The organism is Halalkalibacter sp. AB-rgal2 (assembly GCF_041821005.1).
Lineage (GTDB): Bacteria > Bacillota > Bacilli > Bacillales > Bacillaceae_D > Halalkalibacter.
The window spans coordinates 65,306-84,087 of sequence record NZ_JBGUAV010000010.1; the positions used below are offsets into that span (position 1 = coordinate 65,306).

Genomic DNA, 18,782 nt, shown 5'->3' on the forward strand with positions numbered 1-18,782 from the left:
CTTTAAAAAGGATGACCATCCATATATGTGTTCTTGCTCGAATGGGAGAGAACACGTATACTTATGATGGTTATACATAGTAGAGGTCGTTAAAAGTGGAGGAAAAAAGTGGCTACGAAGCACGAACAAATTATTAATTATATTACAAAACTGCGAATAGGTGAAAAGATTTCTGTTCGTTCAATTGCTAAGGCTCTAATCGTTAGTGAAGGAACAGCGTATCGAGCTATTAAAGAAGCCGAAAATCAAGGAATTGTTAGTACAATCGAACGTGTTGGGACGATTCGGATTGAGAAAAAGCGTAAAGAAAATATTGAACGGTTAACGTATGCAGAAGTCGTTAACATTGTTGAAGGGCAAGTGCTTGGAGGTAGACGAGGCTTACATAAAACATTAAATCGATTTGTTATAGGTGCTATGAAGGTCGATGCGATGATGAGGTATATGGAGGTCGGGAATTTACTGATTGTCGGGAATCGTGAAGAAATTCATAAGGTCGGGATTGAATCTGGAACAGCCGTATTAATCACTGGTGGTTTTTCTACAAGTGATGAAGTCATTAGACTTGCAGATGAACTGGAATTGCCTATTATTTCAACGAGCTATGACACATTTACGGTGGCGGCGATGATTAACCGAGCCATATATGATCAATTAATCAAGAAAGAAATTGTACTTGTTGATGATATATTAATTCCACTTGCCAATACATACTATTTGAAAACGGATGATACGGTTAAACGATGGGATCATTTAAATAAAGAAACAGGACATAGTCGATACCCGGTTATTAATGAATCGATGAAGGTACAAGGGATGATTGCGGCGAAGGATGTAGTCGGGGTTGACTCTCATACGAGAATTGAAAAAGTGATGACGACTGACCCGATTACCGTTAATGAACGAACATCAATTGCAACTGTTGCTCATTTATTAGTATGGGAAGGGATCGAATTATTGCCAGTTATTGACCAAGCGAAGAAGCTTATCGGTGTTGTGAGTAGGCAGGATGTATTAAAGGCTCTACAAATGGTTCAAAGACAGCCACATGTAGGTGAGACGATTGAAGAAATTGTCACAAGAAGATTACAAGATTGTTCTACAGAAGAGCGGTTTCAATTTTCCTGTGAAGTAACACCACAGATGACGAATCAATTAGGATCAATATCTTACGGTGTATTTACGATTCTAGTGACAGAGATAGGAAGAAGAGTACTCCGTACATATAAAAAAGGTGATTTAGTCGTTGAAAATATTACATTATATTTCATAAAGCCCGTACAAATGGAAAGTATACTGCGAATCGAACCGAAAGTGTTGGAGATGGGTCGGAAGCATGGAAAGATTGACGTTGAGCTTTATCATGATACGAAAATCGTCGGAAAAGCCCTCATGATGGCTCAACTGATCGATTAGCAGGTTATTTTAGCGAGCATAATAGGTAAAGTTATACTTTGAAATCAAAGGACATGGAAGTGGATACAGCAAGTATGAATGTATAAGTACATTATTTTATAATAAAAACCGTTAAAGTGTGCTGCCAACTTTAACGGTTAAGTATGTATTTCTGTGAAGTTACCATAAGAAAAGACGCGCAGCGTTTTTCTTATGGTAATTGATTGATGTAATGGCTTCGTGCTCGAAAGCCATAAATGAGATTAGCAATACCGAAAATGAGGAAAACAATCCCAACAACCCAATCGATGGTGTTCCGCGGTGATATTAACAAATTAGCACCAAATGCTGCTAAGAAAATCCCAAGGCTTAATGTGGATTTGGATTGATAAATACGTTTTAAAAGTGGTTCTGATTGGCGCCATGCTTTGATCCTATTGTAAAGGAAAAATACGACTGATAAGACAATGATAATAATAAATAGTTTTTCCATTCGTTCCTCCTGCATGTACATTAAATTCACTTATGCCATCTATTGTAACGTTAACAAGTGAAAGATGCTAGTGAAGGAAGCGTGAACGAAATGAGGAGAGGAGAATTCAATGAATAATGAGATAAAATTAAAAATAGAGCAACACGAGACGATCATTCTTCACCGTCATGTTCGTCCTGATCCAGATGCAATTGGAGCGCAGTTAGGATTGAAAAAGGCGATTCAAAATCAATACCCAAAAAAGAACGTTTATGCAGTAGGTGAAGAAGAAGAGTCGTTACGCTTTTTAGGTGAGATGGATAAAGTGGAGGATGACATTTACGAAGGTGCTGCTGTCATCGTTTGTGATACCGCGAATGTTGAACGTATTTCTGACTCGAGGTTTAAGAAAGGCTCCTATTTAATAAAAATAGACCATCACCCTAATGACGAGCCTTATGGTGATGTATATTGGGTCGATCCAACGTACAGCTCAACTTGTGAGATGATTGTTGAATGGATGCTTCAGTACAATTGGGAGTTTGATCAAGAGATAGCGGAATCACTATATGCTGGGATTGTTGGTGATACGGGGAGGTTTCGTTTTGATAATACAACACCAGATACGTTACGAAGAACGAGTGTCTTGCTCGAGTATCCTTTTGATCGGAATGAGTTCTATTCACAGCTACATAAGAAAGATCTACGAATGCTCCGTCTAGAAGGGTATATTTTGCAAAACTTTAAAGTGATCGAAGGCTGTGTTGGTGCGATGTATTTAACAAAAGACATTCTGGATTCATTTGAGGTCACGTCAAATGAATCTTCACAGTTTGTTAATCTATTCTCGGATGTAGAAGGCTTAAAAACATGGGTTTTCTTTGTTGAAGAAGAGGATCGAATTAGAGTGAGGTTAAGATCAAAGGGACCGACGATTAATGATATTGCAGTTGAATATCATGGTGGAGGGCATCCAAAAGCTTCTGGGGCAACAGCATTTTCATGGGATGAAACGGATGATATTATAGAAAAGCTTATTCGTGTTAGCAAAACAGGTGCCGAGAAGTAGCTCGTGATTTCGAAGTGGTCATGAGCTACTTGCTGGTATAATTGCAAGTTCAATTCTTAGCGTCGTGAAAAGGTAAATTTCTTGCACATCAACCTGGAATTCATTATCGTCAACGTTAAATACTTTATTTTCAAGGGCACGAATCATTAAATCCTTCATACTCGCAACAGTTTCAATGTCTTCTCGTTCTAAATGTTGGAGTTCTTCAATAATTTGTGTGCGTAACTCTAATTGTGTTAATTGGTTCAAGCGTAATCGACGGGCATTACTTAACTCAACCTCAATTGATTGAATCGTCAATTTCTTTTGATTCTCTTCATTCAATTTGGTTTGCTCACTATTTAGCTCAGCAATTCGGGCTTCTAATGTGATAATCGTCGAGCGTTGTTCGGAAAGCTGGATCATTAATGCATTATAAAGTTGTCCATATTGAAATAGAAAAAAAAACCACCCACAAAGGACACCGATTATGAATCCAGCGAGAAAACGTTGAAATGTGGTACGTTTATACAACGGTGGGATTCTCATGAGGAAACAGACTCCCCAACAAGCCATTGAATCACGGTTATACCTGTTTGAGCTCCGCATAATGCAGCAAAGATCATGAGGCCTGTTTTGACTATATCATCATGAATTCCTTCAAATAGCCCTCTCTCTATACTTGAAATAGCGTCAAATGTACCGCCTATAGCTGCAACAATAGCCCAGATTTTTAAGTTCCCTGCAAGATTATGAATGACAGAGAGTGGTGGCTTACCAATTAAGAATGCGCCGATTCCTCCAATTAGTGCACCACCGATAATGACACCAAAGGCAACGAAAAAATCAATAATTAACGTAGCGAGAAGCTCACGATTTAGCAAATGGCTCATCCTTTCTACATAAATGATTCTAAACAAAGAAAAATTTGCTGAAGGTATGTGTTAAATGAGACTGTGTTCATGTGTTCAACGTAGTAGCTTTTCTATTCTGCTGGCAAAGCTTATTTCTATATATAGTCAGATTGAATGAAAGTTATGACAAGCATTCAATAGAGGGGGAGGATGAACAATGGAAGTTGTACCGATTCACGTATTAAGTGAATATAGTCTTCTTTCTTCAACAAATCGAATTGAAGAGCTTATACAGCATGCTCACGTATTAGGCTATAAACAGCTAGCATTAACAGATAAAAATGTTTTGTATGGTGCTGTTCCCTTCTATCAAGCATGTAAAAAACGAGGAATTAAACCAATTATCGGACTGGACATATCGGTTCAAGTTCAAGCTGATTCGGTTCAAAATATGAGATTATATGCGAAAAACAATGAGGGCTATAAGCAATTAATGCTTCTTTCTTCAAGGTGGCATCATAAAGAAAGAGAGGATCGCTTCTTAACTAAAGAAGAGATCACAAGCTCCATGGAGAATGTGGTCATCGTCATACCTTTTGAGTATGGTCCAATCACTAATACTGTTCGAAATGGTGATTGGAATAAGGCGATGATTTGGTTAGAGGAATGGATTCCTAAACGAGCGATTAGTCATACATTTATTGAGATCCATTCTAATGAAGGGCAGAATGATCAATATCTTGAACATTTACAGAAAATTTCAGATCAAACAGGAATCCGTTTAATAGCTGCACAGCCTTGTCACTATTTAAAGAAATCTGATGTCAATGCGTATCATGTGTTACGAGCGATTCGAGATGGGAAAAAACTAGAGGAAACAGAGCTACTCACGCAAGAACGCCATTATTATTTAAAGGATCCTAGTGAAATGGCGGCAGACTTTCGGGGCTGGGAGAAAGCTTTAGAAAACACATCTCAGCTAGCTGAGATGTGTAATGTCGAGATAGAGTTGAATAAGATTCAATTACCAACCTATCCAACAGATCGTATAAGCGCAGATGAACAGCTAGAGGAGCTTTGTTTGCAAGGATGTAAGCAACGTTATGAGTATGTAACAGCAGCAATAGAACAACGATTAAAAAAAGAACTTACCGTTATTTATGAGATGGGATATAGCGATTACTTTTTAATCGTTTGGGATTTCATGCGCTATGCAAAAGAAAACGGGATGATGACAGGTCCTGGTCGGGGATCAGCAGCAGGCTCGCTTGTCGCATATCTATTAGAGATTACAGATGTTGACCCGCTTCAATACGACTTATTGTTCGAACGATTCTTGAACCCAGAGCGGGTTTCAATGCCAGATATTGATATTGACTTTCCCGATCATCGGCGTGATGAGGTTATTGAATATGTACAAAAAAAATATGGACGTGATCGTGTGGCACATATTTTAACATTTGGGACGCTTGCGGCTCGTGCGGTCATACGTGATGTCGCTAAAGTATTAGGTGTACAAGCTTATATGATGAATCAGCTATTGAAAGAAATACCAGTATCACCAGGGATGACATTGGACAAAGCGTGGGAAAGTAGTGAGAAATTAAAGTCACTGCTTGCAGAGTCGGTGGAGGCGAAGCGATTATGGGAAATTGCTACACAGTTAGAAGGACTGCCCCGACATACGTCTACTCATGCTGCTGGTGTTGTCATAAGCGCTGAGCCACTTACAAATGTACTTGCTCTTCAAGCTGGTACAACGAATGTTTCTTTAACCCAAGCAACGATGGATGTAGTTGAGCAATTAGGTTTGTTGAAGTTTGATTTTTTGGGACTTCGTAATTTAACATTACTTGAACGTATTGTCTATTATATTGAACAACAAACAGGAACATGGCTTGATGTCGAGCGAATTCCATTAAATGACCGAAAAACCTTTCAACTATTAAGTGATGCTGATACAACGGGGGTTTTTCAGTTAGAATCAAATGGCATGAGACGGGTATTATCATCGCTACAGCCAACTGAATTTGAAGATATTGTTGCTGTTAATGCTTTGTATCGACCGGGACCAATGGAATATATACAAACGTATATAAAAAGAAAATATAAGCAAGAAGAGGTTACGTACCCACATTCAGATGTAAAGCCGTTACTCGAACAGACATATGGTGTTCTTATCTATCAGGAACAAATTATGCAAATGGCATCAATATTAGCAGGCTTTTCACTAGCGGAAGCGGATCTACTTAGAAGGGCGATTAGTAAAAAGAAGAAGAATGATTTAGAAGAACAACGAATAACGTTTATTCAAGGGGCAGTAAGAAAGGGTTATTCAGAAGATGTAGCGGCAAATGTATTCAGCTTAATTGAACGTTTTGCTGATTATGGATTTAATAGAAGTCATGCTGTAGCCTATAGTTTAATTAGCTACCGTCTTGCTTATTTGAAAGCACATTACCCGTTACCTTTCTATACAGCTCTACTGTCTTCAGCTTGGAATCAACAAGATAAATTGTATAGCTTCATTCAGGAAAGCAGGGAAAAAGGTTTAGACATACGTCCACCATCTTTGTTAAAAAGTGAGTGGTTATTTTCAATCGAAGAGCAATCGATTCGATTTGGTTTATTACCGATTTCTCATATTGGTGTTCAAGCTGCTAAAGAGATTATGACTATTCGAAATAAAAAGAAGATAAACGATTTGTTTCAATTGACGATTGAGCTTTATCCAAGCTTGTCCAAGAAGGCGCTTGAATCTTTAATAAAAGCTGGCGCCTTGGATTATATGGATGAAGATCGTGCCGTATTACTCGCTTCGGTAGATGATTCAATTGAATTTGCTCAGAATGTGAAGGAATTTCAAGAAGAGACAGAAGGGCTGTTTACATTAGATATGGAAGCTCCACTCTACCAACAGGTAGAACCATTTACAGAGCATGAACGATTGGAATTTGAAAAGGAAGTGCTCGGCTTCTATTTATCTGGACACCCGTTAGAGAAGTATGGTGAGAAACTCGCTTCTATTGGTCGAGTGACAATTATAGAAGCGTTCACGAAAGTAGGCTCTGTTATTCTAGCAGGGAAGGTTGAATCGATTAAGCGAATTCGGACAAAAAAGGGCGATGCTATGGCATTTGCTTCTGTTGTTGATGAAACAGGAACAATCAATGCAACCTTCTTTCCGCTTGTTTGGTCAAAAGTGCGTGATTTACTAATAGAAGGAGAGATGTACGTACTAGAAGGCAGAACAGACTTTTCTCAGCAACGAAAATCACTTGTGGTGGAACGACTTTATTCTGTCACTACATTGAAGGAGAAAGCGAGTCAGCGACTTTATTTACGAATTATGAATGACGCTGATCCAGAACGGTTAAACCAGTTAAAAAGGATTATGAAACAATATCCCGGAGACATCCCGATTATTTTGTATTATGAAAAAACAAATCAAACAAAATATTTGTCGAAGGAATACTTAGTAAACTCTTCAGATGCTTGTCTTCATGCTCTTTATCAACTGTTAGGTAAAGATAATGTTAAGATTCGTCCATAATTGTTACTTGGCTAATGAGAAAAGTTTATATATAATTAGAGAAGTTTTTCGAGGTGGTCAGACCAATATGGACGATCATGAGAAAAGGAGTGTTCGCTTGTGACATCATTTAAAGATGAAGCCTTGAAAATTCATCGAAAGCACCGTGGCAAATTAGAAGCAAAAGCAAAGGTGCCAGTACAGAATGCACATGATTTAAGTTTAGTCTATTCTCCTGGTGTCGCAGATCCTTGCGAAGAAATTCATCGTAATCGAGAAAAGGTTTATGAATATACGATGAAGGGGAACTTTGTCGCAGTTGTTAGTAATGGGACAGCTGTTCTTGGTCTTGGGAATATTGGGCCTGAAGCTTCTTTACCTGTTATGGAAGGGAAAGCTGTCTTGTTTAAGTCTTTTGCTGGGGTTGATGCATTCCCATTATGTATTAAGACAAAGCAGGTTGAAGAAATTGTCATGACTGTGAAGCAGCTTGAGCCGACATTTGCTGGAATTAACTTGGAGGATTTTGCTGCGCCGCATTGCTTTGAAGTAGAGAGGCGTTTGAAGGAAGAAATGAATATTCCTGTTTTTCATGATGACCAGCACGGAACAGCAATTGTGACATTAGCTGGTTTACTAAATGCGTGTAAGCTGACAGGAAGAAAGCTTGAGACAGCGAAAATAATCGTCAATGGTGCTGGAGCTGCTGGTATAGCTATCATCAAGCTTTTAAGAAGTATGGGGGCTAAGCAGACGATTTTATGTGATTCACGCGGAGCGATTTACAAAAGCCGTCAAGAGGGGATGAATAAGCAGAAGCTAGAAGTTGCAACGTTCACAAACCCTACTCAGCAAAAAGGAAAGCTTGAATCGGTCGTAAAGGACGCGGACATTTTTGTAGGTGTCTCAGTTGAAGGGGTTCTAACAAAAGAAATGGTTCAAAGGATGAATCCGGAGCCCATTATTTTTGCAATGGCTAATCCAAACCCTGAAATTGCACCTGAAGACGCATTAGTAGCAGGTGCAAAAGTGATTGGTACAGGTCGTTCCGATTATCCGAATCAAGTTAATAATGTGCTCGCTTTTCCAGGTGTGTTTCGTGGTGCTATAGATGTACGTGCAACTGATATAAATGAAGAAATGAAGGCTGCGGCTGTTTATGCAATTGCCAACTTAATTGAAGGGGAGCTTGACTCTAATTATGTCATTCCCGCACCGTTTGATAAACGTGTGTCACCAGCTGTTGCAGCTGCTGTTGCTAAAGCAGCCATAGATAGTGGCGTGGCCACCGTCCACACTGATCCCAAAGAAGTAGCGAAGAGAACAGCAGAAATGGCCATTATACAGCCTGATATGAACTAAACGAGGGGCTCTTGTCGATGCAGTCAAAGCGTTATTTAGAAATTATTACACAAATTCAAGGTATCATCGAGGCTGATCAACTTTCAGAAGGAGATCGGCTTCCCTCTGAACGTGAGTTAAGTGAACGTTTAGGGGTCGCTAGATCTTCTGTTAGAGAAGCGCTGAGGGCATTAGAATTGTTAGAGTTCATTGAGACTCGTCGTGGTGAAGGAACGTTTATGAAATCAGCGAATAGCTATCGTTTAGTCGAGTTATTATTATCTTTTCTTTTAAAAAATGAAAAAGCGAAGCAGGATCTTTCAGAAACAAGAAGAATAGTTGAAATTGAAGCTTTTAAATTGGCGTGTGAACGAATGGGACAAGAGCAGATTGAAAGACTAAGTCAATTAGCAGAATCATCTGAGCAGAGAGAGAGGATGCCAAGTGATGATTACGCCTTCCATAAAGAGCTTGTTATGAATAGTCAAAATCGTCTATTAACTAACATTTGGGATTCACTTGTCCAATATAATAAAGCTGCTATGACACGAGCTGTTCAATCAATTGATCCGGTCAAGCATAGTGCTGAGCATAAACAGATCATTCACGCCTTAGTGAAGGAAGATCATGGGTTGGCTGTTAATATACTAAAGAAGCACTTAAAAAAAAGCCCTTTTTAATATAAATAGAATGATGAAGCAGTGAGGTGTTAAGATGTTTAAAGATTTTTTGAGTAAGAAGCGTAAATATGCAACGATTCCGTCTGAACGAGCAAAGCAAGAGGTCCCCGAAGGCTTAATGACAAAATGCCCTTCATGTCGGACTATTATGTATACGAAGGAATTAAAAAAGAATTTACTTGTCTGCCATTCTTGTGGGTTTCATCATCGAATGACAGCACCTGAGCGAATTGCTAGTTTAATGGACGAAGGGTCTTTCGTTGAGACAAATCGGGACATGCTTAGTAAGAATCCACTAGAGTTCCCAACATATGAAAAAAAATTAGAATCAGACCGCAAGAAAACGGAATTGAATGAAGCAATTGTAACAGGTCATGGTACGATCAATGGTTTACCTACTGTAATGGCCGTAATGGATGCACGTTTTCGAATGGGAAGTATGGGTTCTGTCGTCGGTGAAAAAATTACAAGATCTGTTGAATATGCGATTGAAAAAGGAATTCCGTTTATATTATTTTCAGCTTCAGGTGGGGCAAGAATGCAAGAAGGTGTTTTAAGCTTAATGCAGATGGCTAAGACGAGCGCTGCGTTGCAGAAGCTTAACCGACAAGGTGGATTATTTATTTCGATTATGACTCATCCTACAACAGGTGGTGTTTCAGCTAGCTTCGCTTCATTAGGTGACTACAATTTTGCTGAACCAAAAGCATTAATTGGATTTGCAGGTCGAAGAATTATTGAACAAACGATTCGACAAGAGTTACCTGAAGACTTTCAAACAGCTGAATTTTTATTAAAGCACGGTCAGCTTGATCGGGTTATTCCACGAAATGAAATGAAAGAGACATTAACGACGATTCTAGATTTACATCAAGGAGGTGGAACCAATGGCGACTAATTTAGGCTTTGAGAAACCGATTGTGGAATTAAAAAATAAAATTAACGAGCTTCGTTCCTTTACAGAAGAAAAGGAAATCGATCTAACTGATGAAATAAAAAAATTAGAAAAGAGACTTCAACAGCTAGAACTAGATATTTACGGAAATTTACAGCCTTGGGAACGTGTTCAAATTGCTCGTCATAACGACCGCCCTACGACTCTTGATTATATTGAGCACTTATTTACAGATTTTCTCGAAATGCATGGCGATCGATTATATGGCGATGATGCAGCGATTGTTGGTGGGATTGCGAAATACAAAGGGACTCCTGTAACCGTTATTGGTCACCAACGTGGTAAAGATACAAAAGAAAATATTCATCGTAATTTTGGCATGCCACACCCAGAAGGCTATCGTAAAGCGTTACGACTAATGAAACAGGCTGATAAATTTAAACGACCAATTATTTGTTTTATAGATACGAAGGGTGCTTACCCAGGGAAAGCAGCTGAAGAACGAGGACAGAGTGAAGCGATAGCTAGGAACCTACTAGAGATGGCTGGTTTATCCGTCCCTGTTGTTTGTATTGTCATTGGAGAAGGTGGAAGTGGAGGCGCATTGGCATTAGGTGTAGGAAATCATTTGCATATGCTTGAGAACTCGACGTATTCCGTCATTTCTCCTGAAGGTGCGGCTGCTTTATTATGGAAAGATGCCTCACTCGCTCAAAAGGCAGCAGAGACGATGAAGATCACTGCTCCTGACTTAAAAAAATTAGGTGTAATTGATGAAGTTGTACGTGAAGTCAAGGGTGGCGCGCATCGTCATACTAAAGAACAAGCAGGAGCGATTGATGAAGTGATTGAACGCTCACTTTCTGTATTGAGCCATCTTAGTGAAGATGACCTTATTGAACAACGGTATCAAAAATACAAAAAAATTGGACAATATTCAAGTGTAACCGATACCATCCCTATAAATTAAAGAAAAACTACACCCTATCGTGAGGGTGTAGTTTTTCTAATTGGTAGGTTCTGTATTGTATTTATGCAACGAAAGTGTTATTTTTAAGAACGGGATACGTTTGAGCTTCCTGCTTCATGTCAATAGTAATATTGAACCGATCTGTTTTTATAACGAATAAAATGATATGATTTTGTTAAGTTATCGTGTAATAAAATTGAGGGTAAAAGTACACAAGCAAGAAGCTTTGTGGAACTTTTCGCAATATATGATGATTGATTAGAGGAGGTTTGTGTGAATATGAAGAGAATTGGAGTGTTAACAAGTGGTGGTGACTCGCCAGGAATGAATGCTGCTATTCGGGCTGTTGTTCGTAAAGGAATTTATCATAATCTAGAGGTATACGGGATTTATTATGGTTATGCTGGCTTAATGGATGGCGACATTAAAAAAATGGAATTAGGCTCAGTTGGTGATATTATCCACCGTGGTGGTACGATGTTGTATACAGCTCGTTCCGAAGAATTTAAGACGCTCGAAGGTCAAAAGAAAGGCATTGAGCAGTTAAATAAATTTGGCATTGAAGGTCTAGTCGTCATTGGGGGCGATGGATCATTTAGAGGCGCACAAAAGCTAACAGAGCATGGTTTCCCGACTATTGGTGTTCCTGGTACAATTGATAATGATATTCCTGGAACTGATTTTACAATTGGTTTTGATACAGCATTGAATACAGTCATTGATGCAATTGATAAGATTCGTGATACAGCGACGTCTCACGAGCGTACATACGTAGTTGAAGTAATGGGGCGCCATGCCGGTGATTTGGCATTGTGGTCAGGCTTAGCTGATGGTGCTGAAACGATTGTCATTCCAGAAGCAGACTATGAAATGAGTGACGTAATTGCACGCCTAAAGCGTGGACAAGATCGTGGAAAGAAGCATAGTATTATCGTTGTAGCCGAAGGTGTAGGAAGTGGCTTTGAATTTGGAGAACGCATTAAGCAGGAAATGAACCTAGAGACGCGTGTTACCGTATTAGGGCATATACAACGTGGAGGTTCTCCAACAGCATTTGATCGCGTGCTAGCCAGCCGACTCGGGGCGAAAGCGGTTGACCATTTACTTGCTGGTAAGGCAGGCATCACTGTAGGAATTGAGAAAAATGAGCTAGTGTACCATGACATTGATGAAGCTCTTTCTCGTAAGCATACGATTGACCTAGGAATGTACACTCTATCTCAAGAATTATCAATCTAAAGAGCATACAATGGGGCCGTTTGCTACGTGTTTTGTGGCGAGATAAGCGCTCACCACAAGACTATTAAAAGATGTAGCGATGACACTCATTACTTCGAGGCCATTCAAAAAGGAAAAACCGTCCTTTTTGAATCACCTCATAAAAATAAAAAATAGGAATAAGATAATGGGAGGCAATTATGCGTAAAACCAAGATTGTTTGTACGATAGGACCTGTAAGTGAATCAGTAGAAAAGCTTGAACAATTAATTCAAGCTGGTATGAATGTGGCTCGTCTTAATTTTTCGCATGGGGATTTCGAGGAGCATGGTAACCGAATTAAGAACATTCGTGAAGCCGTGAAGCGTACGGGGAAAGAAGTAGCGATATTACTTGATACGAAAGGTCCAGAAATTCGCACACAAACACTTGAAGGTGGAGCAGCTGAACTAGTGTCTGGACAAGAGCTGATTATTTCAATGACAGAAGTAGTAGGGAACAAAGAAAAGATTTCTGTTACTTACCCTAATCTTGTTCAAGATGTCGAATCAGGCTCTAAGATTTTACTAGATGATGGTTTAATCGGTCTTGAAGTGAAGGAAGTTCGTGATAATGAACTTGTGACAAAGGTTTTAAATGATGGTCTATTAAAAAATAAAAAGGGAGTTAACGTACCGAATGTAAGTGTTAATTTGCCAGGGATTACTGAAAAGGACATTGCGGATATTAAATTTGGTATTGAACAAGGTGTCGATTTTATTGCCGCTTCATTTGTACGTCGTGCATCCGACGTTCTTGAAATTCGTGAGCTTCTAGATGGAAATGGCGGTAGTGAAATTCATATAATCCCTAAGATTGAGAATCAAGAGGGCGTAGATAATATCGAGGAAATCCTTGAAATCTCCGACGGATTAATGGTGGCTCGTGGAGACCTTGGAGTCGAAATCCCTGCTGAGGATGTTCCATTAGTTCAAAAAGAGCTCATCAAACGCTGTAATGCGGTAGCAAAGCCCGTTATTACGGCAACTCAAATGCTAGATTCAATGCAGCGCAATCCACGTCCGACTCGTGCAGAAGCAAGTGATGTGGCTAATGCGATTTTTGATGGTACAGATGCCATTATGCTCTCAGGTGAAACAGCTGCGGGTGATTATCCAGTTGAATCGGTTGAAACGATGAACAACATTGCAACAAGAACAGAAAGCGCATTGAATTATGATGCGATCCTTCGTAAGAAGACAAAGGAGGCACAAACATCGATCACGAGTGCGATTGGTCAATCAGTTGCCCATACAGCATCGAATCTTTCAGCCGCTGCGATTTTAACAGCAACAGAAAGTGGACATACAGCACGAATCGTATCGAAATATCGTCCGTTGTCTCCTATTATTGCAGTAACGAGTAATGACAAGGTCATTCGTAAGCTGAATCTTGTATGGGGAGTCAAGCCTGTACTTGGAAAATCGGCTGCTTCTACAGATGAAATGTTTGAATCAACGATCGACTTTGCGATGAACACAGGTGAAATCAAGCAAGGTGATCTTGTCGTCATTACAGCAGGAGTTCCAATTAATGAGCCTGGAACGACGAATATTATGAAGGTTCACCTTATTGGTGAAGTGGTTGCTAAAGGTCAAGGTATAGGACGTCGTACAGCAGCGGGGCGTGTGGTTATCGCTCGAAATGCAGAAGAAGCAAATGAAAAAACAACTGAACATTCGATTCTTATTACGTTTAGCACAGATAAGGACATGATACCTGCATTTGAAAAAGCAGCAGCTGTTATTACAGAAGAAGGTGGATTAACTTCACATGCGGCAGTTGTTGGCCTTGATTTAAGTACTCCTGTTATCGTTGGAGTTGAAGGAGCTTTAGGCTTGTTTGAAGAGGGAGAAGAAATTACCGTAGATAGCTCCCGTGGTGATATTTATCGCGGACATACGAGTGTACTATAATAAATAACAAATTATGATGGAGGAGGTGTTCCAGGAGGTTTTTAATGTAACCTTTTTTGGAACACCTTCTCTTCCATTTTAGGGCTATTTAGAGGTAGAATGAATATATAGCTAAATGAAAGAAGGGAACGATTATGTTTCGATTTCTAATTTTACTATTAATTGTAGTACCGGCATTTGAAGTGGGTTTATTAATTTTATCCGGTTATGCATTAGGAATATGGCCAACGATTATACTAATTATTGCGACGGGTGTTTTAGGTGCATGGTTAGCTAAGAGAGAGGGGTTACAGGCGCTGAAGGTTGCGCAATTGCAAATGCAGCAGGGGCAGCTACCTAATAATGTGATGTTGGATGGACTTTGTATTTTAATAGGTGGAGTCGTGTTGTTAACGCCTGGATTTTTAACAGATGCATTTGGTTTTTTCTTGCTTATACCTAAAACAAGAGGCTATGTGAAGGCCTTCCTTACAAGAATCATTCAAAAGATGATTCGTAATGGGAATTTTATAATTATGACTAGAAGGTAATAGGATAAATTAATCTTCAAAGAAATAGTTTGAGCTAAAACGTTCACAAAATAGTGAATAATCGTTATAATGGAACATGTGAGTTATTTCTAGTACATAAAAGATGCTTAATCCATTGTAAATATGATGAGAAATGTAAGCATTTACTAGTTTGTGGAGGCTAAGACAACAAAGGAGAAAAGGAGAGGTTAACGTGAGTACTACTCGTGGTCTAGAGGGTATTGTAGCAACGACGTCAAGTGTTAGTTCGATTATCGAAAGTGTCTTAACGTACCAAGGATATGACATTGATGATTTAGCAGATAATGCTAGCTTTGAAGAGGTTATCTTCTTATTATGGAACGGTCATTTACCAAATGAAGAGGAATTGCGTCAGTTGCAAACAGAATTAAGTAACCATGCACCTATTCCTCAAGAGCTAATTAATCAATTTAAGGTTTATCCAATTGATAAGGTTCATCCAATGGCAGCTTTGCGTACTGCTATTTCAAGCTTAGCTCTTTACGATGGAGATGCTGATGTAATGGATGCGGAAGCAAATCGTTTGAAGGCGATTAAGATTCAAGCAAAGATTCCTACGATTGTGACAGCGTTTTCTCGAGTGCGTGACGGCCTTGAACCTGTGTCACCTCGTAAGGATTTAGGATTTGCTGCTAATTTCCTTTATATGCTCACTGGTGAAGAACCAAATGAGATATCCATTAATGCATTCAATAAGGCTTTAGTTCTACATGCTGACCATGAGTTAAATGCATCCACGTTTACTGCACGTGTCTGTGTAGCGACTTTATCTGATATGTATTCAGGTATAACGTCTGCAATTGGTGCTCTTAAAGGACCTTTGCATGGTGGCGCAAACGAAGCCGTTATGAACATGTTAAAGGAAATTGCAACAGTAGAGAATGTGGAACCTTATATACGCAAAGCACTAGATAATAAAGAGAAGATTATGGGCTTTGGTCATCGTGTATACAAAAATGGCGATCCACGTGCTAAACACTTGAAGGAAATGTCAAGACGTCTCACTGAAATCACAGGTGAAACAAAGTGGTATGAGATGTCAGCAAAGATTAACGAAATGGTTACAACTGAAAAAGGTTTACTGCCGAATGTAGACTTTTACTCAGCAAGCGTGTACCATAGTTTAGGGATAAAGAGTGATTTATTCACACCAATTTTTGCTGTAAGTCGTACGTCTGGTTGGACGGCTCACATTTTAGAACAATACAGCAATAATCGTCTCATCCGTCCACGTGCGGAATATGTTGGTCCCGAAAAAAGAAGTTATGTACCACTGGCTCAACGTTCATAATGGAGTACGGAGAGGGAGCTATTGTCTCCCTCTGTACATAGATTAAAAGTTGGATAGGCTTAATTATTATTAGGAGGGAAAGTAATTATGGCAAACGGAGAAGTAATTAAAGTAAATAATGGTGTGTTAAACGTACCAAATAATCCTGTGATTCCATTTATTGAAGGAGATGGGACAGGTCCTGACATTTGGGCAGCGGCTTCACGTGTTATTGACGCAGCAGTTGAAAAAGCATATAACGGTGAAAAGAAGATTGAGTGGAAAGAGATTCTTGCTGGTGAGAAAGCATTTAACGAAACGGGCTCTTGGTTACCTGAAGAAACATTAGAAGCGGTTCGTGAATATATTATTGCGATTAAAGGCCCTTTAACAACTCCTGTTGGTGGTGGGATTCGTTCATTAAATGTTGCTTTACGTCAAGAGTTGGATTTGTATACGTGCTTACGCCCAGTACGATACTTCCAAGGTGTTCCTTCACCAGTTAAACGTCCTGAGGATACGAACATGGTTATTTTCCGAGAAAACTCAGAGGATATCTATGCAGGAATTGAATTCCAAGAAGGTACGGATGAAGCAAAGAAAGTGATTGAATTCTTACAAAATGAAATGGGTGCTACGAAAATTCGTTTCCCTGAAACATCTGGTATTGGTATTAAGCCAGTTTCAAAAGAAGGAACAGAACGTCTTGTGAAAGCAGCTATTCAATATGCACTTGATGAAGGACGTAAGAGTGTTACACTTGTGCACAAAGGTAACATTATGAAATTTACGGAGGGTGCATTTAAGTCTTGGGGCTATGAAGTGGCTGAGCGTGAATTTGGTGGAAAAGTATTTACATGGGCTAAATATGATGAGATTGTTGAGGCTGAAGGCCGTGAAGCGGCTGATAAAGCACAAGCTGAAGCTGAAGCTGCGGGTAAGATCATCGTGAAAGATTCTATTGCTGATATTTTCTTGCAACAAATCTTAACTCGTCCTAAAGAGTTCGATGTTGTGGCAACGATGAACTTAAATGGTGACTACATTTCTGATGCACTTGCTGCTCAAGTAGGTGGAATTGGAATTGCACCAGGTGCTAATATTAATTATGACACTGGACATGCTATTTTCGAAGCGACTCACGGTACTGCACCTAAGTACGCGGGATTAGATAAGGTAAACCCTTCATCTGTTCTTCTTTCAGGGGAATTAATGCTTCGTCACTTAGGTTGGAATGAAGCCGCTGATCTTATTATGAATTCAATGGATAAAACAATCGGAAGTAAAGTTGTCACATACGATTTCGCTCGTTTAATGGATGGAGCGACTGAAGTATCATGCTCAGGCTTTGCTAATGAATTAATTAAAAATCTTTAAGAGCGTGGTTGAAAAGCTCTTAAAAAGCTTGGCAGTTCCAATTGGGTAACCCCCTTTTGGAGCTGCTTCTTTCATAAAAATGATGCAATATTTCACTTTGAATACGTAAGTTAATAGTGGAGAATGTTATCTCGATGCTCTACTGTTGCGTGTTTTTTCTAATTTAATGAAGAGGAGTGGAACAAAGCATGGCGATTAAACGTAGAAAGATCTCTGTTATCGGTGGGGGCTTCACTGGAGCTACTACTGCATTGATGGTGGCCCAAAAGGAATTAGGAGATGTTGTATTAGTAGATATCCCGCAAAATGAAGATTCAACAAAAGGAAAGGCATTAGATATGCTTGAGTCAACACCTGTTACAGGAACGGACTCTACTATCATTGGGACATCTAGCTACGAAGAAACGAAGGATTCAGACGTGGTCGTCATAACGGCAGGTATTGCAAGGAAGCCGGGAATGAGTCGAGATGACCTCGTTAGTACGAATGCTGGAATTATGAAATCTGTTACGAAGCAGGTGGTTAAGTATTCACCCAACTGCTATATCATTGTATTAACGAATCCTGCTGATGCTATGACATACACCGTCTATAAAGAATCTGGTTTCCAGAAGAATCGTGTTATCGGACAATCTGGAGTGCTAGATACTGCTCGTTTCCGTACTTTTGTTGCACAAGAATTACAAGTTTCGGTTGAAGATATTACTGGGTTTGTTCTAGGTGGTCATGGTGATGATATGGTTCCGTTGATCCGTTATTCCTTTGCAGGTGGAGTTCCTCTTGATAAACTTATCTCAAAAGATCGAATTGATGCAATCGTTGAACGTACACGTAAAGGGGGCGGTGAGATTGTTAGCTTGTTAGGGAATGGAAGTGCATATTACGCTCCGGCTGCTTCACTGACACAAATGGTTGAAGCTATTCTAAAGGATAAGAAGCGTATCTTACCGACGATTGCGTATCTGGAAGGTGAATATGGCTATAAAGATCTGTACTTAGGTGTACCAACTGTTCTAGGTGGTGACGGAATAGAAAAGGTGATTGAACTAGATTTAACCGAAGATGAAAAATTGGCGTTAGATAAATCAGTTGATTCAGTCCGGAATGTCATGAAGGCTTTACCGAAAGAATAGAGGTTTTCCAGCCCCCCTTTGCTTTATGCAAGAGCACTGAAAAAGTTGGGTTTTTAACTTTTTAATTAATTTGGACTTTTTCAGTGGCCAC

At 39.4% G+C, this 18,782-nt stretch carries 16 protein-coding genes; 13 read left to right on the forward strand and 3 right to left on the reverse strand.

From position 1 onward, the window contains the following. The first annotated feature begins 108 nt into the window (after positions 1-108). On the forward strand, positions 109-1,416 hold the full coding sequence (locus tag ACERJO_RS10255) for a DRTGG domain-containing protein (protein WP_247104724.1): 1,308 nt from the start codon (positions 109-111) through the stop codon (positions 1,414-1,416). A gap of 190 nt (positions 1,417-1,606) precedes the next feature. Here the strand turns inward: ACERJO_RS10255 and ACERJO_RS10260 are convergent, their stop codons facing one another. Then, complete coding sequence (locus ACERJO_RS10260) at positions 1,607-1,888, reverse strand: YtpI family protein (protein ID WP_373647399.1); 282 nt, start codon at positions 1,886-1,888, stop codon at positions 1,607-1,609. A gap of 109 nt (positions 1,889-1,997) precedes the next feature. On the opposite strand from ACERJO_RS10260, the gene ACERJO_RS10265 reads away from it, so the two are divergent. Next, positions 1,998-2,936: a DHH family phosphoesterase gene (locus ACERJO_RS10265; RefSeq protein WP_247104726.1), complete on the forward strand. Its 939-nt coding sequence runs from the start codon at positions 1,998-2,000 to the stop codon at positions 2,934-2,936. An 18-nt stretch (positions 2,937-2,954) separates the two neighbouring features. Here the strand turns inward: ACERJO_RS10265 and ytrI are convergent, their stop codons facing one another. Together ytrI and ytrH are read right to left on the reverse strand one after the other, a co-directional pair. Beyond that, on the reverse strand, positions 2,955-3,449 hold the full coding sequence (gene ytrI, locus ACERJO_RS10270; RefSeq protein WP_373647400.1) for a sporulation membrane protein YtrI: 495 nt from the start codon (positions 3,447-3,449) through the stop codon (positions 2,955-2,957). Positions 3,450-3,460: 11 nt separating this feature from the next. Continuing rightward, positions 3,461-3,808: a sporulation membrane protein YtrH gene (ytrH, locus tag ACERJO_RS10275; RefSeq protein ID WP_247104728.1), complete on the reverse strand. Its 348-nt coding sequence runs from the start codon at positions 3,806-3,808 to the stop codon at positions 3,461-3,463. 178 nt (positions 3,809-3,986) lie between these two features. Here ytrH and dnaE point away from each other — a divergent pair, with 178 nt between their 5' ends. The 11 genes from dnaE (at position 3,987) to mdh (ending at position 18,691) form a co-directional block, all read left to right on the forward strand. Then, on the forward strand, positions 3,987-7,322 hold the full coding sequence (gene dnaE, locus ACERJO_RS10280; RefSeq protein WP_373647401.1) for a DNA polymerase III subunit alpha: 3,336 nt from the start codon (positions 3,987-3,989) through the stop codon (positions 7,320-7,322). A 99-nt stretch (positions 7,323-7,421) separates the two neighbouring features. Beyond that, positions 7,422-8,663, forward strand: a complete 1,242-nt coding sequence (locus tag ACERJO_RS10285; protein WP_247104732.1) for an NAD(P)-dependent malic enzyme — start codon at positions 7,422-7,424, stop codon at positions 8,661-8,663. 17 nt (positions 8,664-8,680) lie between these two features. After that, positions 8,681-9,322 (forward strand): FadR/GntR family transcriptional regulator, encoded by a 642-nt coding sequence (locus ACERJO_RS10290; RefSeq protein ID WP_373647402.1) that lies wholly within the window; start codon positions 8,681-8,683, stop codon positions 9,320-9,322. Between the two features lie 34 nt (positions 9,323-9,356). Beyond that, on the forward strand, positions 9,357-10,220 hold the full coding sequence (gene accD, locus ACERJO_RS10295; protein ID WP_247104735.1) for an acetyl-CoA carboxylase, carboxyltransferase subunit beta: 864 nt from the start codon (positions 9,357-9,359) through the stop codon (positions 10,218-10,220). Continuing rightward, positions 10,210-11,187 (forward strand): acetyl-CoA carboxylase carboxyl transferase subunit alpha, encoded by a 978-nt coding sequence (accA, locus tag ACERJO_RS10300; RefSeq protein WP_247104737.1) that lies wholly within the window; start codon positions 10,210-10,212, stop codon positions 11,185-11,187. Before accD ends, accA begins: the two co-directional genes overlap by 11 nt. A gap of 279 nt (positions 11,188-11,466) precedes the next feature. Beyond that, positions 11,467-12,426, forward strand: a complete 960-nt coding sequence (pfkA, locus tag ACERJO_RS10305; protein WP_247104796.1) for a 6-phosphofructokinase — start codon at positions 11,467-11,469, stop codon at positions 12,424-12,426. A 179-nt stretch (positions 12,427-12,605) separates the two neighbouring features. After that, a complete protein-coding gene (pyk, locus tag ACERJO_RS10310) occupies positions 12,606-14,360 on the forward strand; it encodes a pyruvate kinase (protein WP_247104738.1) in 1,755 nt (584 codons plus the stop codon). Between the two features lie 134 nt (positions 14,361-14,494). Further along, the gene (locus ACERJO_RS10315; protein ID WP_247104739.1) at positions 14,495-14,890 is read left to right on the forward strand and encodes an FxsA family protein; all 396 of its coding nucleotides are present in this window, start codon (positions 14,495-14,497) and stop codon (positions 14,888-14,890) included. Between the two features lie 193 nt (positions 14,891-15,083). Continuing rightward, on the forward strand, positions 15,084-16,202 hold the full coding sequence (gene citZ / locus ACERJO_RS10320) for a citrate synthase (protein WP_247104740.1): 1,119 nt from the start codon (positions 15,084-15,086) through the stop codon (positions 16,200-16,202). Positions 16,203-16,289: 87 nt separating this feature from the next. Then, positions 16,290-17,558 carry an NADP-dependent isocitrate dehydrogenase gene (icd, locus tag ACERJO_RS10325; protein ID WP_247104741.1) on the forward strand — a complete coding sequence of 423 codons (1,269 nt, stop codon included), beginning with the start codon at positions 16,290-16,292 and terminating at the stop codon, positions 17,556-17,558. 188 nt (positions 17,559-17,746) lie between these two features. Next, the gene (gene mdh, locus ACERJO_RS10330; RefSeq protein ID WP_247104742.1) at positions 17,747-18,691 is read left to right on the forward strand and encodes a malate dehydrogenase; all 945 of its coding nucleotides are present in this window, start codon (positions 17,747-17,749) and stop codon (positions 18,689-18,691) included. Positions 18,692-18,782 lie beyond the last annotated feature (91 nt).

What these genes read in the sequence shown, in the direction of transcription:
- ACERJO_RS10260 (WP_373647399.1), bottom strand. Translation starts at nt 1,888, where the DNA reads ATGGAAAAACTATTTATTATTATCATTGTCTTATCAGTCGTATTTTTC.
- ACERJO_RS10265 (WP_247104726.1), top strand. Translation starts at nt 1,998, where the DNA reads ATGAATAATGAGATAAAATTAAAAATAGAGCAACACGAGACGATCATT.
- ytrH (WP_247104728.1), bottom strand. Translation starts at nt 3,808, where the DNA reads ATGAGCCATTTGCTAAATCGTGAGCTTCTCGCTACGTTAATTATTGAT.
- dnaE (WP_373647401.1), top strand. Translation starts at nt 3,987, where the DNA reads ATGGAAGTTGTACCGATTCACGTATTAAGTGAATATAGTCTTCTTTCT.
- ACERJO_RS10290 (WP_373647402.1), top strand. Translation starts at nt 8,681, where the DNA reads ATGCAGTCAAAGCGTTATTTAGAAATTATTACACAAATTCAAGGTATC.
- accD (WP_247104735.1), top strand. Translation starts at nt 9,357, where the DNA reads ATGTTTAAAGATTTTTTGAGTAAGAAGCGTAAATATGCAACGATTCCG.
- accA (WP_247104737.1), top strand. Translation starts at nt 10,210, where the DNA reads ATGGCGACTAATTTAGGCTTTGAGAAACCGATTGTGGAATTAAAAAAT.
- pfkA (WP_247104796.1), top strand. Translation starts at nt 11,467, where the DNA reads ATGAAGAGAATTGGAGTGTTAACAAGTGGTGGTGACTCGCCAGGAATG.
- pyk (WP_247104738.1), top strand. Translation starts at nt 12,606, where the DNA reads ATGCGTAAAACCAAGATTGTTTGTACGATAGGACCTGTAAGTGAATCA.
- ACERJO_RS10315 (WP_247104739.1), top strand. Translation starts at nt 14,495, where the DNA reads ATGTTTCGATTTCTAATTTTACTATTAATTGTAGTACCGGCATTTGAA.
- icd (WP_247104741.1), top strand. Translation starts at nt 16,290, where the DNA reads ATGGCAAACGGAGAAGTAATTAAAGTAAATAATGGTGTGTTAAACGTA.
- mdh (WP_247104742.1), top strand. Translation starts at nt 17,747, where the DNA reads ATGGCGATTAAACGTAGAAAGATCTCTGTTATCGGTGGGGGCTTCACT.